This window comes from Lysinibacillus sp. NPDC086135, from assembly GCF_044746345.1.
Lineage (GTDB): Bacteria > Bacillota > Bacilli > Bacillales_A > Planococcaceae > Lysinibacillus.
The window spans coordinates 145,856-162,528 of sequence record NZ_JBIVCA010000001.1; the positions used below are offsets into that span (position 1 = coordinate 145,856).

At 37.6% G+C, this 16,673-nt stretch carries 15 protein-coding genes; all 15 read left to right on the plus strand.

Annotated features, from left to right (window positions below):
- Window positions 1–167 precede the first annotated feature (167 nt).
- The 15 genes from ACIPKN_RS00615 to dnaI all read left to right on the plus strand — a co-directional run bounded on the left by ACIPKN_RS00615 (window position 168) and on the right by dnaI (window position 16,496).
- Complete coding sequence (locus ACIPKN_RS00615; RefSeq protein ID WP_142508802.1) at window positions 168–608, plus strand: MaoC/PaaZ C-terminal domain-containing protein; 441 nt, start codon at window positions 168–170, stop codon at window positions 606–608.
- 52 nt (window positions 609–660) lie between these two features.
- Complete coding sequence (locus ACIPKN_RS00620; protein ID WP_400932455.1) at window positions 661–1,377, plus strand: response regulator transcription factor; 717 nt, start codon at window positions 661–663, stop codon at window positions 1,375–1,377.
- Entirely contained in the window at window positions 1,374–2,927 is a 1,554-nt protein-coding gene (gene pnpS, locus ACIPKN_RS00625; RefSeq protein ID WP_400932457.1) for a two-component system histidine kinase PnpS, read from the plus strand. The genes ACIPKN_RS00620 and pnpS overlap by 4 nt, the downstream gene beginning before the upstream one ends.
- Before the next feature lie 332 nt (window positions 2,928–3,259).
- Complete coding sequence (locus tag ACIPKN_RS00630) at window positions 3,260–3,628, plus strand: CidA/LrgA family holin-like protein (protein ID WP_079561583.1); 369 nt, start codon at window positions 3,260–3,262, stop codon at window positions 3,626–3,628.
- Window positions 3,625–4,338, plus strand: coding sequence for an LrgB family protein (locus ACIPKN_RS00635; RefSeq protein ID WP_400932460.1), 714 nt, complete (start codon window positions 3,625–3,627; stop codon window positions 4,336–4,338). Before ACIPKN_RS00630 ends, ACIPKN_RS00635 begins: the two co-directional genes overlap by 4 nt.
- Window positions 4,339–4,495: 157 nt before the next feature.
- The gene (hflK, locus tag ACIPKN_RS00640) at window positions 4,496–5,485 is read left to right on the plus strand and encodes an FtsH protease activity modulator HflK (protein ID WP_400932462.1); all 990 of its coding nucleotides are present in this window, start codon (window positions 4,496–4,498) and stop codon (window positions 5,483–5,485) included.
- Window positions 5,485–6,495, plus strand: coding sequence for a protease modulator HflC (gene hflC, locus ACIPKN_RS00645; protein WP_400932464.1), 1,011 nt, complete (start codon window positions 5,485–5,487; stop codon window positions 6,493–6,495). The genes hflK and hflC overlap by 1 nt, the downstream gene beginning before the upstream one ends.
- A 657-nt stretch (window positions 6,496–7,152) precedes the next feature.
- On the plus strand, window positions 7,153–7,584 hold the full coding sequence (locus ACIPKN_RS00650) for a DNA polymerase I (RefSeq protein ID WP_400932466.1): 432 nt from the start codon (window positions 7,153–7,155) through the stop codon (window positions 7,582–7,584).
- 200 nt (window positions 7,585–7,784) lie between these two features.
- On the plus strand, window positions 7,785–10,412 hold the full coding sequence (gene polA, locus ACIPKN_RS00655; protein WP_400932468.1) for a DNA polymerase I: 2,628 nt from the start codon (window positions 7,785–7,787) through the stop codon (window positions 10,410–10,412).
- Between the two features lie 12 nt (window positions 10,413–10,424).
- Window positions 10,425–11,297 (plus strand): bifunctional DNA-formamidopyrimidine glycosylase/DNA-(apurinic or apyrimidinic site) lyase, encoded by an 873-nt coding sequence (gene mutM / locus ACIPKN_RS00660; RefSeq protein WP_400932470.1) that lies wholly within the window; start codon window positions 10,425–10,427, stop codon window positions 11,295–11,297.
- A gap of 13 nt (window positions 11,298–11,310) precedes the next feature.
- Window positions 11,311–11,919 carry a dephospho-CoA kinase gene (gene coaE / locus ACIPKN_RS00665; RefSeq protein WP_400932472.1) on the plus strand — a complete coding sequence of 203 codons (609 nt, stop codon included), beginning with the start codon at window positions 11,311–11,313 and terminating at the stop codon, window positions 11,917–11,919.
- 515 nt (window positions 11,920–12,434) lie between these two features.
- Entirely contained in the window at window positions 12,435–13,457 is a 1,023-nt protein-coding gene (locus tag ACIPKN_RS00670; RefSeq protein WP_142508812.1) for a glyceraldehyde-3-phosphate dehydrogenase, read from the plus strand.
- A gap of 223 nt (window positions 13,458–13,680) precedes the next feature.
- Complete coding sequence (nrdR, locus tag ACIPKN_RS00675; RefSeq protein WP_049667519.1) at window positions 13,681–14,151, plus strand: transcriptional regulator NrdR; 471 nt, start codon at window positions 13,681–13,683, stop codon at window positions 14,149–14,151.
- 24 nt (window positions 14,152–14,175) lie between these two features.
- Window positions 14,176–15,555, plus strand: coding sequence for a replication initiation and membrane attachment family protein (locus tag ACIPKN_RS00680; RefSeq protein ID WP_400932475.1), 1,380 nt, complete (start codon window positions 14,176–14,178; stop codon window positions 15,553–15,555).
- Between the two features lie 2 nt (window positions 15,556–15,557).
- Entirely contained in the window at window positions 15,558–16,496 is a 939-nt protein-coding gene (dnaI, locus tag ACIPKN_RS00685; protein WP_400933160.1) for a primosomal protein DnaI, read from the plus strand.
- Window positions 16,497–16,673: the final 177 nt, after the last annotated feature.

Here is a 16,673-nt window from a genome sequence, read left to right on the forward strand (position 1 = left end):
TTATGATACTAAACTTTAATCTATTTCGCCTTGAAATAATGGTAGCTGTCGCACAGACGAACTCATTTTGCTGAATAAAGATAAAATGGTTATTTTGCTTTTCGTTGTACTTTTGGAATAAAATTGATACTATGAAGGTATATGATAGAAAAGGGGTTGGCGTATTTTTGCTTCAAAAAAACAGTAAGCTTGGTCTCACTATTGATGAAATTACAGTTGGCGAGAAGATTCATATTACCGAGAAGATAGAAGATAAGGATTTACTGCTTTATTTAGGACTTACGAATGATAATAATCCGCTTTATATTCAACATGATTATGCAGCGATGACTCCTTTTCAAAAGCCAATCGTACCAACAATTATGTTAAATGGCATTATTACTTCAGCAGTATCAAAGTATATTCCTGGACCAGGTGCACGAATTATTGAGCAACATATAAAATATTTAGAGCCGCTCTATCATTATGAATTATTTGATACTCTTTTAGAGGTGACAGAAGTAAATAAATTACAAAATACAATTACTGTATCGGTACACTCTTATAATGAGCAGAAGCAGCTTATGATTGAGGGTACTTTGCTGGTGACACCACCACTTGCTTTATAGACGTCTTGAGATTTGAAATGGGGGTTTCAAATCACTAACGGAGGCTTTATACATGACAAAAACGATTTTAGTTGTAGAAGATGAATTTTCGATTGCGACATTATTGAAATATAATTTAGAACAGGCTGGATATGTAGTAGAAACAGCTGCAGACGGTCAAGAGGGTCTAGGTAAGGCAATCGACTTACAACCCGATTTAATTTTATTAGATTTGATGCTTCCAAGGCTTGATGGTATGGAGGTTTGTAAACAGATCCGTCAACAACGTATGAATACACCTATTATTATGCTAACAGCAAAGGATGATGAGTTCGATAAAGTACTTGGTCTAGAGCTAGGAGCAGACGATTATATGACGAAGCCCTTTAGTCCGCGCGAAGTGTTAGCACGGGTAAAGGCGGTTTTAAGACGTTTTACACAAAATGTAGTGCCTGAAGAGAAGAATGGGCCACAAGAGAAAATGTTTGAATTTGGACAATTGCGTGTCTTTCCAGAGCGTTTTGAAGTATTTTTACAGGATGAGGCACTGGAATTTACACCAAAGGAATTTGAGTTACTCATTTATTTACTTGAAAATAAAAACCGTGTTTTAACACGTGATCAGCTATTAAGTGCTGTATGGAAGTATGATTTTGCTGGTGATACTCGAATTGTAGATGTGCACATTAGCCACCTTCGCGATAAAATCGAAGAAAATAGCCGTAAGCCGATGTTCATCAAAACAATTCGTGGCCTTGGCTATAAATTCGAGGAGCCGAAGACGACATGAAATCAATGAGCAACCGCTTATTCTTGACATTCATGCTATTGCTTGGATCGATATTAGCTGTCCTAATGATTGTTATAGGTCAGCTTTTTCCTGTTTATATAGAACAGTACAATGAGCAAGCTAGTTTACAGGTGCAAGAATCCATTAACCAAGTATTAGATGAACGAAAGATTGAACTAACAAAAGAAGATAGAGAGGCACTGTATACTGCTCAAAACATTGAGGCAACAGATTCTATAATATCGAATGTTCATGCGCGACTATATGTTGTGCTAGCGATTCTTTTTTTAATAGCGCTAATTTTAATGGCTATTGTAAGTCGCTATATGATTCGAAATTTCACTGCTCCTATTGATAACGTGACAGATACAGCACTTGAACTGGCGAAGGGAAATTACCGTGCTCGTGCCCATGAAAATGAGCATGAACGCATGATGCCACTTAGTCACTCCATCAATATTTTAGCGCGTAACTTACAGGATATTACGGCGATTCGCGAGGTAGAAGAGGAAAGGCTTAAAACGTTAATTGAAAATATGGGAAGCTCCCTCATGATGATTGGACGTGAGGGGAATATATCTATCGTGAACCGTGTATTTTTAGAGCGTTTCGGTATGCAAATTAACGATGTACAAGGAAAAGTTTTTCGTACAATTGGCTTACCTAAAACTCTGGAGCAATTTATCGACCATGTGTTTCTAACGGAAATGCCTTATCGACAACAAATTAAAATGGAGGTCCAACAGGAGCTATACAATAAGGAAGTCTATGGAGCACCTGTTATAGGGGATCATGGTAGATGGCTTGGTGTTGTTATCGTTATGCATGATATTACAGAGCTTGTTCGTTTAGAGCAGATTCGTAAGGATTTTGTAGCAAATGTATCCCATGAATTGCGTACACCCATTACATCTATTAAAGGCTTTTCTGAAACTTTACTGGATGGAGCATATAAGGATGAAAAAATGCTGCTATCTTTTTTAGAGATCATTTATAAGGAAAGTAACCGTCTGCAAATGCTTATCCAGGATTTACTAGAATTATCGAAAATTGAACAGCATGGTTTTACCGTTAATATTATGCCGATGGGCTTGCAAGATGTACTTATACGTGGGGCAGAGCTGACAGGACCTCGTCTGGATGAGAAAAATATGAGCTTTCGTGTTGATATAGAACGTGATGTTCAAGTTATGGGTGATGCGAATCGTATCATTCAAATTGTCACTAATTTAATTACTAATGCTATTACGTACTCTCCGGAAAATACAATCATTACGATTCGATTAAAGGAAAATGAAACGTACGGTATTCTTGAAATAGAAGACCAAGGTATAGGTATTGAAAAGCATGAAATTGCCCGTGTCTTTGAACGGTTTTACCGTGTGGATCGTGCACGAAGTCGGAATTCTGGGGGTACAGGTTTAGGGCTTGCTATTGTGAAGCACTTAGTAGAGGCGCATCATGGCCGCATTCAGGTAGAAAGTGAAGTTGGAATTGGGACAAAAATGATTGTCATGATTCCGAAAAAATTAACGAATTCTTTACATTAGCACAATTTTAGATTCACAATAGGGCCTTATACTTGTTAGTAGAAACCCCTATATAATTGTTAAGACTTTTTAATAGCCAAAAAAATCTTTATATATGAAGATTTTCTGATTGTGTTGCTTAGTTATCGCCGATAGGAAGAATCTATTGCCAAATTTTTTGGTGATAGATTCTTTTTCTGTTTTACACGTAACGCAAATAGGTGTAAAGTATAGTAGCATAATATTCAACTAACTTATTAGTTGAGCCAATCGGGCTTACGGTCTGCACTTATCTAGAAGTGCTCTATATTCTGACCGTTTAAGCGGGATAAAAAATTGAGAGAAGGATGACCATGAAAATCGTCAAAAGTATCGTGCAAATCGGCTATCTATATGTAATTTTATTTGTTGGGAATAGTATTGCACGTCTACTTCACTTGCCGATTCCAGGGAGCATAATTGGACTAGTCTTATTGTTTTTACTTTTGCAGTTTCATATTATTAAGCTTGAATGGATTGAGCTAGGTGCAGGTTTATTACTTAGTGAATTATTACTATTTTTCATTCCATCTGCTATCGGAGTAATCGATTATACTGCATTATTCGGTGTGCAAGGTGTGAAAGCTGTGCTTGTTATTGTATTGAGTGCCATAGTTGTAATGTTTGCAACAGGTTTCACAGCACAATTGCTAGGGCAACGAAAGAAAGGTGATACTGCATGAGCTTTTTAATAGCTATACTAAGTTTACTAGGTACTATTGCAGTTTTTTATACTAGTAAAATGTTTTATAAAAAGTATCAGAAGGAATGGTTAACACCTATACTGATCACACCATTAGTGGCAATTATCATCCTGCTGCTAACGGGTACATCCTATAAATCTTATACTGCAGGAGCCGGTATTTTATCAAATTTACTAGGCCCAGCAACAGTTGCATTCGCGGTACCAATTTATAAAAATTTTAACCTATTAAAGAAACATGCTTTTGAAATTTTTCTAAGTATTGCAGTTGGCTCAGCTGTCGCGATTACATCATCATTTACCTTTGCTGTATTAGTTGGACTAAATAATGAGCTTGTGCATAGCATAGTTCCACGCTCAGTTACTACACCAATAGCGATGGACATTTCCAATATGATTGGTGGCTCTCCTACGCTTACTGCAGTTTTCGTTATGGTAACTGGTATTTTAGGGAGTATAATAGCACCGTTAGTTATTAAAGCATGTCGTTTCCATCGACCATCCTCTAGAGGTCTACTGTTAGGAATGGGAGCACATGGTACGGGTACATCTAAAGCATTTGAATTTGGTGAGCTAGAAGGTACGTTTGCAAGTCTTGCTATGATTGTAGCTGCATTAATTAGCATTGTATTATCAACAACATTTTTCCCAGCATTTGAACATCTAGTTGTCAATATCCTGTTGCCTTAAATGGTAGCAGGATTTTTTTGTTCTATTTTATTTGGTGAGCTTCACAATCCTTCTTATGTCAAACTGCCTAAAATAAAAATGGGTTTATTAAAATGTTTTGAAACTTTTTAAGAAGTGCCACGTATACATTAGTACTAAGCTTAAGGGAGGATTAGACATGAGTGTGAAAAGGTCACTAATGATGGTGGGACTTGGCATTTTCGGCATTGTTGCACTTATTGCGGTATTTACATCATGGTACACGGTAGATGAATCAGAACAAGCCGTTGTCATAACGTTCGGTCGTGCCGATAATACAGTAACAGAACCAGGTTTACATTTTAAATTACCTTGGCCTGTACAATCGGTTGAGGTTTTATCGAAGGAAACATTTAGTTTACAGTTTGGCTATAAGCAAAATAAAGATGGGGAATTGGAAGCTTATGATGCTGAAACGAAAATGATTACAGGGGATGAGCATATTGTTTTAACAGACCTTGTAGTTCAATGGAAGATTACCGAACCGAAAAAGTATTTATTCAGCTCACAAGATCCAGAAAAAATATTACATAGCGCTACGTCGAGTGCGATCCGATCAATTATTGGTAGCTCAAAAATCGACGCTGCGTTAACAGAGGGAAAAGCGGACATAGAAGCAAAATCACGAGATTTACTCGTTTCTCTTATTGAAAAATACGATATTGGTATTAGTGTTTTAGGGGTAAAACTAAAAGATGTTGAGTTACCGAATGCAGATGTGCGAGCAGCGTTTACAGCTGTTACAGACGCACGTGAAATGAAAAATACAAAAATTAATCAAGCAGAAAAATATAAGAATCAGCGTACTAATGAAGCTGAAGGTGAAAAAGATGCTATTATCTCGAAGGCTCAAGGTGAAAAAACAGCCCGTATTGAGCAGGCCCAAGGGGATGTAGCTGTCTTTAATAAAATGTATGAGCAATATAAGGGTAATAAACAAATTACACGTGAGCGTTTAATTTTAGAAACGCTTGAAAATGTTTTACCTAAAGCACAAATTTATATTATGAATGATGATGGCAATACAATGAAATACTTGCCTCTTCAAGCATTACAACCTGCGAAACAGGAGACACCTACTGCGCAGGAAACACCAAAAGAGGAGAAAAAAGAAGGGGGCGGTAACTAATGGACCAAAAAAATAAGGATCTTGAAAAATTCCTCAATTTTTTATCAGGTAAATCCAAAAATACTGCTCCAAAAGAAGAGGATACAGTGGATAATGTGGTCAAAATGTCGAAAAAAAGCCCGATGAATCCTAAAAAATATATTTCTCTTGCCGTAACATTAACAGCCGTTTTTGTTATTGCCATAATATTATTTACTAATGTTTATATAGTTAAAGAATCCGAATACGCAGTTGTTAGACAGTTTGGAGAAGTAGTGAAATTTCAAAGTGAGCCTGGCTTGAAAATAAAGGTTCCATTTATTCAAAGTGTAACGAAGCTACCAAAAAACCAAATGACGTATGAAGTTTCTGAAGAAGAAATTAATACAAAGGATAAAAAACGAATTATTATTGATAATTATGCAGTTTGGCATATAACAGATCCAAAGCAATTAATTTCAAATGCAGGAACAATAGAAAAAGTTGAATCACGTATGGAAGAGTTTATTTATTCAGTTATTCGTTCAGAGCTTGGTCGAATAGAATATAAGGCGATTATTAATGATAAAGATTCTTCACGTGGAGGTATCAACGATCAGGTAACTGCACGTGTCAATGAGTTACTTTCAAATGATAAGTATGGAATAGAAGTAATAGATGTTCGTATTCGTCGTATTGATTTGCCATCTGTAAATGAGCAATCCGTTTTTACAAATATGATTTCGGACCGTGAATCAATGTCGCAAAAATATTTATCAGAAGGTGATGCTGAGAAACGCCGTATTGAAGCTCAAACAGATAAGGAAGTTCAAGAAATGCTCGCAACAGCGAAAAAGGATGCAGCAATGATTCAAGCGGAAGGTGAAGCAGAAGCGGCTAAGATTTACAATAAATCGTTCTCTCAAGACCCTGAATTCTATTCATTGTACCGTACATTAGAATCATATAAGAAAACTGTAGGTGAAGATACGGTCATTATTTTGCCATCCACTTCACCCTATGCAAAAATATTATCTGGCTATATAAAGTGAAACTTTAATCAGTGGGGGTTCTCTAACCCCACTGATTATTAGTCTTCACCAATCGGGCTTTTACGGGCAGTTAATCTCCCGCTTAACTTCTTTACTTTCGTGAATTTTGAGGTGGGAGTCTTGTACCTGACGCTTCGCTTTTGATATAGATAAATTACTGCCCGTTAATGCGGGATAAAATAATACGATTATTCTTGCAGGGATAAGCATATGAAGTCGTCTCAAACTTTTTGAGACGGCTTTTTACATTTTAGTAAGTTTTTTGTATAGCGTTGGAAGGACTTTAATGGATGGCGATAGTTATATATGCGTTCCGATTGGGCGACTCCTTGGGGATTAGCAATAGAGGAACGAAGGCTAAAAACATCACATCCTGTGATAACGGCTTCGTGACCAACATCGTGTTGGCCCGAGATCCTGCAGCGAAGCGGCTCATCGGACGCCTACAGGAAAGCGCCCAACGGAAATCAACTCCACGTTATGGTGAGGAGCCTTCGAAGTTTGATTAGATGTTTTTAATCACCCGCTAAATAAAAATCTATCATATGTCGATTATTTGTTGTAAAAATGATAGAAATTTATAATTTTATGTTCCGTTTATGACTATTATCTGATAGAATGATATTGTTCGAGAAATAAAAAATGGGGGTAATAGTTGTGAAGTTGCAAATTAGTAAGTGGCTCCAAAATTTAGGGATAGCCTGTAGTATTGCATCGTTATTTACACTTTTCTTCCGTCTATCAGATTTTGCATGGATCACAAAAAGTGTTTATCATATACCAGTATTTTTTGTCATTTTGTTTTTATTAGGTTTAATCATTGCTGCGGATGTACGCAAAATATTTAAAAGAATATTTTTATACGAGAAACGCAAGGTTAAACGTCCTATATGGCAAGTAGGGATTGGCTTTATTTTCTTCTTAGCGCAAATCGGCACTGTAATGGTGTTTAATACAGAGCTTACACATCCACAGCTTGGTGGTATGCCATTATTTTTAGTATTTGCCTTTATGAACGCCTTTATTTTGACAGTCATATATGAAGAGATTTTTTATCGTAAAGAAAAAACGAATAAAGCCAGTGAATAACATAGATGAAGTCAATTACAATGAGTGATTGGCTTTTTTTGTGCAGTCAATCCTAAGCTATTGATGTAGAAAATTTGGCGATTTTCAACGTTATGATTGGTAAAATACCCGTTTTCTCGATAAAGTAAAAGGAAGAGGCATTTTCAAACATACGTTTTCGTTTTACAATTAAGAAGACGACAACGCAGGAGGATAAAATCATGACAAAGGAAAAATTGCTATTATTGGACGGCAATAGTTTAGCATATCGCGCGTTTTTTGCGTTGCCATTATTGACGAATGATAGTGGGATTCATACGAATGCAGTATACGGCTTTACAACAATGCTACAAAGAATATTAGAGGAAGAGCAACCAACGAAAATTTTGGTTGCCTTTGATGCGGGTAAGACAACCTTCCGTCATGAGACATTTACGGAATATAAAGGTGGTCGACAAAAGACTCCACCAGAATTATCGGAGCAGTTTCCTTATATACGGAAGCTTATTGATGCTTATGGTATTAAGCGATATGAGCTTGAATTGTACGAAGCGGACGATATTATAGGGACACTCGCCAAAGAAGCTTCATCACAAGATATGGACGTCATTGTCGTATCAGGAGATCGAGACTTAACACAGCTTACGACTGAGCAAGTAACAGTATATATTACTAAAAAAGGCATTACTGAAATTGAAAAAAATACACCAGCCTTTATTGCAGAAAAATACGGCTTAACGCCCGGGCAAATAATTGATATGAAAGGTTTAATGGGAGATTCTTCAGATAATATCCCTGGTGTACCAGGTGTCGGTGAAAAAACAGCAGTTAAATTGCTAAAAGAGCATGGTTCAGTAGAGTCGCTTTATGCGGCAATGGATACGGTGAAGGCTTCTAAAATGAAAGAAAAATTAGTTGCCAATGAAGAACAGGCACTAATGAGTAAAAAGCTGGCTACCATTTTTACAGAGGCACCGATTGAAATAACGCTTTCGGATCTTATCTATAATGGTCCGAATGAAGAAGAATTAATTAGCGTGTGGCGAGAGCTTGGCTTTAAATCATTGCTAGAGAAAAGTGATTTTACTGTCCGAGAAGAGGAACAAGCTCCTTTTGACTATGACATTGTGCAAGAAGTAAAACAAGAGCATTTAAAAGATGTAATGGCAGTGCATTTGGAGCTAGAGGACGAGCATTATCATACATGCCAGCAACTAGGCATTGCACTCACAGATGGAGCGAAAACAATGTATGTGCCGTTTGATATTGCGGCTCAATCAGATGTCCTTCGTCTTTGGTTAGAAGATGCTACTAAAATAAAGTATATGTCTGATTCAAAAGCATCTCAGGCTGCGTTAAGACGTGCGGGAATTCATTTAGCTGGTGTGGAATTTGACTTATTACTTGCTTCTTATATTAATAATCCTGCGCTAAGTGGAGATGATGTGGCAACACTTGCGAAAGAACTAGGCTATCGTAATGTGCAGGCAAATGAGACTGTTTATGGTAAAGGGGCGAAACGAGCTATACCTGCCATTGATGCACTTGCTGAGCATGCCAGTCGCAAAGCCTTTGCTGTATGGTCTTTACAGCCTAAGCTTGAAGAATTGCTAAAGGAAAACGAACAGTTTGAACTCTATAAAAATTTAGAGCTACCGCTTGCTTCTATTTTAGGGGAAATGGAAAGTGAAGGAATCACGGTCAATCGTGCCACATTAGAGAAAATGGGGCAGGAACTAAATGACAAACTAATTGTAATTGAACAGGAGATTTATACGGAGGCAGGAGAAGCCTTCAATATTAATTCACCAAAGCAATTAGGGGTCATCCTCTTTGATAAACTTGGTCTTCCTGTTATTAAAAAGACAAAGACAGGCTATTCCACTGCAGCAGATGTTTTGGAAAAATTAAAACCAGAGCATGCCATTATTGAGCATATTCTTTTATATCGTCAGCTTGGGAAATTACAGTCAACTTATATCGAAGGCCTGCTAAAGGAAATCCATGAAGAGGATGGAAAGGTGCATACTCGATTCCAACAAGCATTAACAGCTACAGGGCGTTTAAGCTCAACGGATCCGAATTTGCAAAACATCCCGATTCGTTTAGAAGAAGGGCGAAAAATTCGTCAAGCATTTGTGCCATCGAACGAAGATTGGATATTATTTTCTGCCGATTATTCGCAAATCGAATTGCGTGTATTGGCTCATATGTCAAAGGATGAAAACTTAGTTGACGCTTTCCGTGAAGGTATGGATGTTCATACACGTACTGCTATGGATGTATTCCATGTCTCAGAAGATGAGGTCGACAGTAATATGCGCCGTGCTGCAAAAGCAGTAAATTTTGGTATTGTTTATGGTATTAGTGATTACGGCTTATCGCAAAACTTGGATATTACCCGTAAGGAAGCTGCTACATTTATCGAGAAATATTTTGCGAGTTTCCCAGGTGTAAAACAATATATGGATGATATCGTCCAAGATGCGAAGTTTAATGGTTATGTGACAACACTTTTAAATAGACGTCGATATTTACCGGATATTACGAGCTCAAATTTCAATTTACGAAGCTTTGCAGAGCGTACTGCGATGAATACACCAATTCAGGGAAGTGCAGCTGATATTATTAAAAAAGCAATGATTGATATGGATGCTCGCTTGAAAAAAGAAAATATGCAGGCAAAACTTTTATTACAAGTGCATGATGAATTAATTTTTGAAGCACCTAAAGAGGAGATTGCATTGCTTGAAAAAATAGTACCAGAGGTTATGGAGAACGCAATCGCACTTTCGGTACCATTAAAAGTAGATTTTAATTACGGTGCGACTTGGTACGAAGCAAAATAAGGAGGGGTTAAAATGCCTGAATTACCAGAGGTTGAAGGTGTCGTCCAGGCATTAAAACCTAAAATTGAAGGGCGTACAATTCAACAGGTTCAACTATCTGAAATTATTCGTTTTTCCTTTGGGGAGGGAAAACAATGTATCGTGAAGCAAGCTGAGCCTGATGCATTTGAAATATCCTTGTCTCAAATGATGATTACAAAAGTCGAACGACGTGCGAAATACATCTTTTTTCATTTGCTGAAAGCGGATGTCCCATATGTGCTTGTTAGTCATTTAGGGATGACAGGTGCATGGTTTGTAGTGAATTCGCCTGAGGAAATCCATGAGGCGAAATTTAAAAAGCATATTCATGCTACATTTCAAATGGCAGATGGTGGCTATTTAATTTATTCGGATATACGCCGCTTTGGTGAACTACGTTTTTTAACAAAAATTGAAGATCATGCACCATTAACAAAAATGGCGCCAGAGCCATTCGATGAAATAGCATGTGATTATTTTATTGCGAAATCAAAGTTACCGAAATATGAGAAAAAGGCCGTTAAGGATGTCATTATGGATGGGCAGGTTATTTCGGGCTGTGGCAATATTTATGCTACCGAAGCATTATTTGCTCAAAAAATTCATCCGGCCCGCACAATGAACCGCATCAGTGAAAAGAGTAAGTGTACATTATTCGAGGCAATTGTCGCCATTTTACGCCAAAGCATTGAAGCGGGGGGGTCAACAATTTCAGATTATCGTAATATTAATGGTGAGGCTGGAAGTATGCAGAAACGACTGCAAATGTATGGAAAGAAGATGTGTCCAACGTGTGGTACTGCAACGAGCCAAATGACGATAGGTGGGCGCACATCAGTCTTTTGCCCAAATTGTCAACATTAAAGGGGATTTAACTATGATTATCGGACTAACGGGAAGTATTGCAAGCGGAAAAAGTACAGTAGCAAAAATGATGACAGCACTTGGTTTACCTATTGTCGATGCAGATATTGTTGCACGTGATGTTGTAGAACCAGGAACGGAAACTTTAAGGTTAATAGCTGAAAATTTTGGACAACATATATTGCTAGAAGACGGTAGTTTAAATCGCACCAAGCTTGGCGATATTATTTTTCACGAGCCTGCTAAACGTAAAATGTTAAATGATATTATGCATCCTGCTATTCGTCAGGAAATGTTACGCCAGCGTGATGCTTATTTAGAGGCTGGAGAAAAGCATGTTGTGATGGATATTCCGCTTTTATTTGAAAGTAAGCTGGAGCATTTTGTCGAGCGTATTATTGTGGTATCGGTTAGTGAAGAGGTGCAGCTCCGTCGATTAATGGAACGTAACAACTTATCGAAGGAAGATGCACTAGCTCGAATGCATTCTCAGTTACCTTTGTCAGTCAAAGAAAAAGGCGCCCATGCTGTTATTTATAATAATGAAAATCTAGAACAAACAGAGCACCAATTAAAAAAAATCCTGACTTATTGGGATGTAATTTTAACTAAGAATCTGTAAAATCATTCGATGCGTAGCAATGACATATTGCTACGCATTTCATATTTTTGAAAAACTATTGTGTTGCAAGGAAATCTCTTAATGGTGTGGCTCATTAAAGGGTGATTTCCGTTCCAGGCTACTCGCTTTCCTGTGGGCGAGCGCCGAGCCGCTTCCTCCGCTACGCCCCCAGGAAGCTTTGCTCTGTGCGAAAGCGAAGCGTCAGCTACAAAGCGCCCAGCCGGAACGGAAATCACCCCCTCGTTTTGCCGAAGAGCCATACTTTATTTAATGTGACACCTTAATTTCATTGACACAATAGTTAACAACATGGATGCGTAGCAAAAACACTTTGCTATGCATTTTTTTGTGAGTTTATACCATAATAAGGACTGATTTAGGCGATTTTATTTTTCAGAAAATAAGAACTTTAATATTATAAGTTTATAATGTTCATCTTTTTTAAAATTGTGTTATACTAATCAGCATAAAGTATATAATTAATTTGAGTATGTACTCACAGGAGGATTTTATAAATGACAGTATCAGTTGCTATTAATGGTTTCGGACGTATCGGACGTATGGTTTTCCGCCAAGCGATCGTGCAGGAAGATTTAAATATTGTTGCAATTAACGCTAGCTACCCAGCTGAAACGTTAGCACATTTGATTAAGTATGACACAAATCATGGAACATTCGAAGGTTCAGTTGAGCCAGCAGGCGATGCTTTAATTGTAAACGGTAAACGTGTTCAAATTATTAGCGAACGTGACCCATTAAAATTACCATGGGCAACAATGGGTGTAGATATCGTTATTGAAGCAACTGGTAAATTTAATGATCGTGAAAAAGCAGCAATGCACTTAGAAGCAGGAGCAAAGAAAGTTATCTTAACAGCACCTGGTAAAAACGAGGACGTAACAATTGTTTTAGGTGTAAATGATGAGAAACTTGATATTGCAAAACATGATGTTATTTCTAATGCTTCTTGTACAACAAACTGCTTAGCACCAGTTGCCAAAGTATTAAATGACACATTTGGAATTGAAAGCGGATTAATGACAACGGTTCACGCTTATACAAATGACCAAAAGAATTTAGATAATCCACATAAAGATTTACGTCGTGCACGTGGTTGCGCACAATCAATCATTCCAACATCTACAGGTGCTGCAAAAGCATTAAAATTAGTGTTACCAGAATTAGAAGGCAAAATTCATGGTATGGCACTTCGTGTTCCAACACCAAACGTATCATTAGTTGACCTAGTAGTTGATTTAAATACAGACGTAACAGTAGATTCTATCAATGCTGCATTTGTGAAGGCTGCTACTGAAGGTCCGATGAAAGGTATTTTAAACTTCTCAGTTGAGCCTCTAGTATCTTCTGATTACAATACAACAACTTACTCTTCTACAGTAGATGGACTTTCTACAATGGTAATGGGTAACCGCAAAGTGAAAGTACTTGCTTGGTACGACAATGAGTGGGGTTATTCTGCACGCGTTGTAGATCTTGTGAAAAAAGTGGCAAAAGCTTTAGAAACAGTTAATGCATAATTCAGTGACATCCGCTAAAAGAAGTTAAACTGAGCACATTGAAATCCAAGTGATTTCAATGTGTTTTTTATTTAGACAGTTGGTTTAAATGTAGAATCTATGCTTGTACTTTAGCCTGTCAAGGCTTATCATGAGCACACTTGCGTTAATGCACTTTTCTTACACATAGGAAATTTGTTATAATAGAGATATTAAATTGTTGTGAAATCAGGAGAGTAATTATATGAGATGTCCATCTTGCCAGTTTAACGGAACGCGTGTTGTGGATTCGAGGCCAGTTGATGATAATAAAGAAATTCGTAGACGTCGTGAATGTGAGTCATGTGGCTTCCGCTTTACAACGTTTGAAAAAATTGAAGAGACACCTTTAGTTGTCGTGAAAAAAGAAGGTTCGCGAGAAGAATTTAGCCGTGAAAAGGTACTTCGTGGACTTATTCGTGCTTGCGAAAAACGTCCTGTTTCCCTTGAAGTACTTGAGGGACTAGTAATGTCTATTGAAAAAGATCTTCGCCGCATTGGGAATTCCGAAGTCCGATCTGAGGATGTAGGAGAAATGGTAATGGATCGCTTAGCGAAAATCGATGAGGTTGCTTATGTGCGCTTTGCATCGGTTTATCGTCAATTTAAGGATATCAATGTCTTTATTGAAGAAATTAAAGAAATTATCCAACGTCAGACAGAACAGAAATTATAAGGTAAACAGAGAGGGTGAATGACGTTGAACCATTTGTATAAGGAATTGCAGCCAGTTGATTCTTTTGACATTCGTCTACCTCATGCACTTTCTACGCAGGAACGTCAATTAGTAACGCTTTTTTATCAGCCTTTAATTGGAGCGGAGCCAATCAGCCTTTATTTAACACTATGGGCAGAAGCTGAACAAATGTCTAAGCAGCAAATGACGCATTATTATTTAATGAATGTACTAGGGCTTCCTATTGGTAAAGTATTTGAGGCGCGTATTGCGCTTGAAGCAATTGGTCTGTTACGCACATGGAAAAAAGAAGATGCTGGCCAGCGAAGCTTTTTATATGAGCTAATACGTCCACTTGATGCAGATAGCTTTATGAAAGACCCACTGCTCTCGATGTTTTTATTTAGTAAAATAGGGGAGCAAGCTTATCGGAAGTTACGTCAGCGTTTTATGCCATCTACAAGAGATGTAGAGTTTAAAGATGTATCGCGTGCCTTCATAGATGTTTTTAAGCCTGTAAGTACAAAAATTCCAGATGATTTACAAGCTGATACTAGTCATAAGGATAAACAGCAAAAGATATATCCGTTTTATTTTGATCAGTTTGATTTTGAACTACTGCAAGGGGGCTTATCGGAGCAACTAGTGCCGGCAAGCCTTCTAACATTTGAGGTACGTGAATCAATAGCAAAATTAGCATTTTTATATCATTTAACGGCACTTGATATGCAAAAAGTAGTGATTCTTGCATTAGATGATGACTTAGGGATTTCATTGGAACGTTTACGTAAGGCCGCTGCGGATTTTTATAAGCTAACGGTATCAAAAGAACCACCAAAGCTTGCTAGAGTGAGTAAGCAGCCGTCATCCATAGAAGAATCGAGCCAAAAAACAAAAGATCAGGAGCTTCAGCAATATTTAGAAACGACTCCTCCAGTGCAAGTACTGCGAGATATCAATAATGGCAAAGAACCTTTACAGACCTCCGTACAGCTTGCTGAGAGTTTAATTGTTCAGCATGGAATGCCAGTAGGTGTTGTTAATGCACTTTTGGAATATGTCATGCTAACAACTGATATGAAGCTACCTAAAAAATATGTGGAAACGATTGCGGATCATTGGGTACGTAAAAATATTCAAACTGCAAAAGAAGCAATGGAATTAGCACGCCAAGAGCATGATAAGTACACTACGTGGAAAAATAAACCCCAGTCTTCGGCAAAAAAGAACTCTTACACAAAAAATCGCCGAGAGGAAAAAGTACCAGATTGGTTTTATAAGCGTAATGAAAAATCAGAGGAAGTAGTAAATGATACAACAAATACTGGCACTACTGATTTTGAAAAGGAAAGACAAAAGATACTAGAGAAATTAGGTAATATTCAAAATAAGGTAGGTGAATGACAATCGAACCGATTAATGGACCATTAAAAAGAGCAATTAAGGTACCATCATTTCAAGAACGATATGAAGCGATGCGTAAAGAAATATTAGAAAACCCTCGTGTGCAACAGTTTTTAGCTGAGCATATGGATGAGTTAAGCTATGATGCGGTTGAACGTAATTTACCGAAGCTCCATGAATTTATTAGTCAATCTACAGTCTGCTGTGGCTGTGACAGTACAGAAAATTGTACAAATTACTTAAAAGGTTTTTTACCTACCTTACGTGTAGTAAGGGGTACTGTTGAAATTGATTATGTACGATGCGAGCAAAAGATACGCGAAGATGAGCGCCGAGATGTTGCTAATATGATTGCAAGTATGCATATGCCAAAGGATGTGCTACAAGCTACTATAAGTGATTTATTTATTGATGATCATACACGTGTTGACATTGCAAATCGTGCGACTGATTTTGTTCAAAATGTACTAGATACAGGGAATTTACCTGCTAAAGGCTTTTATTTATATGGTCAATTTGGAGTGGGGAAATCTTTTGTGCTAGGCGCATTAGCTAATGAACTTGCGAAGGCTAAAGTAAAGTCAGTTGTAGTTTTCGTGCCTGAATTTTTACGAGAAATGAAAAATTCAATTGGCGACAACACGTTGAATGAAAAAATAGATTATGTGAAAAAGGCACAGGTGCTAATGCTCGATGATTTAGGAGCCGAAACAATGACTGCTTGGACGCGAGATGAAATTTTGGGGACTATTTTCCATTACCGCATGGCAGAGCAATTGCCAACATTCATTACATCTAATTTTAATTACGATGAATTGGAGCACCATTTAGCACAGTCACAAAAAGGTGACATAGAAGTTGTGAAGGCTGGACGTGTTATGGAACGTATTAAAGCTTTGACAGAGCCGATAAAAATGGGCGGGCAAAATAGACGTCTGTAAGATTGGCAGTTGCATTTTATGACAATCGAGCGTATACTGTCACATATAATAATTAACTTCTTTCAACAGGTGTCCAAACACCTACTGAAAAAGTTAAAGCCTCCGGCGGATGTCTCGGAATTGGAAAGGTGTTAATAAAGGATGTTTGCCTAAAATCATCGCATCCATGCGATAACG

What these genes read in the sequence shown, in the direction of transcription:
- coaE (WP_400932472.1), top strand. Translation starts at nt 11,311, where the DNA reads ATGATTATCGGACTAACGGGAAGTATTGCAAGCGGAAAAAGTACAGTA.
- ACIPKN_RS00620 (WP_400932455.1), top strand. Translation starts at nt 661, where the DNA reads ATGACAAAAACGATTTTAGTTGTAGAAGATGAATTTTCGATTGCGACA.
- polA (WP_400932468.1), top strand. Translation starts at nt 7,785, where the DNA reads ATGACAAAGGAAAAATTGCTATTATTGGACGGCAATAGTTTAGCATAT.
- ACIPKN_RS00670 (WP_142508812.1), top strand. Translation starts at nt 12,435, where the DNA reads ATGACAGTATCAGTTGCTATTAATGGTTTCGGACGTATCGGACGTATG.
- ACIPKN_RS00630 (WP_079561583.1), top strand. Translation starts at nt 3,260, where the DNA reads ATGAAAATCGTCAAAAGTATCGTGCAAATCGGCTATCTATATGTAATT.
- ACIPKN_RS00635 (WP_400932460.1), top strand. Translation starts at nt 3,625, where the DNA reads ATGAGCTTTTTAATAGCTATACTAAGTTTACTAGGTACTATTGCAGTT.
- pnpS (WP_400932457.1), top strand. Translation starts at nt 1,374, where the DNA reads ATGAAATCAATGAGCAACCGCTTATTCTTGACATTCATGCTATTGCTT.
- hflK (WP_400932462.1), top strand. Translation starts at nt 4,496, where the DNA reads ATGAGTGTGAAAAGGTCACTAATGATGGTGGGACTTGGCATTTTCGGC.
- hflC (WP_400932464.1), top strand. Translation starts at nt 5,485, where the DNA reads ATGGACCAAAAAAATAAGGATCTTGAAAAATTCCTCAATTTTTTATCA.
- nrdR (WP_049667519.1), top strand. Translation starts at nt 13,681, where the DNA reads ATGAGATGTCCATCTTGCCAGTTTAACGGAACGCGTGTTGTGGATTCG.
- mutM (WP_400932470.1), top strand. Translation starts at nt 10,425, where the DNA reads ATGCCTGAATTACCAGAGGTTGAAGGTGTCGTCCAGGCATTAAAACCT.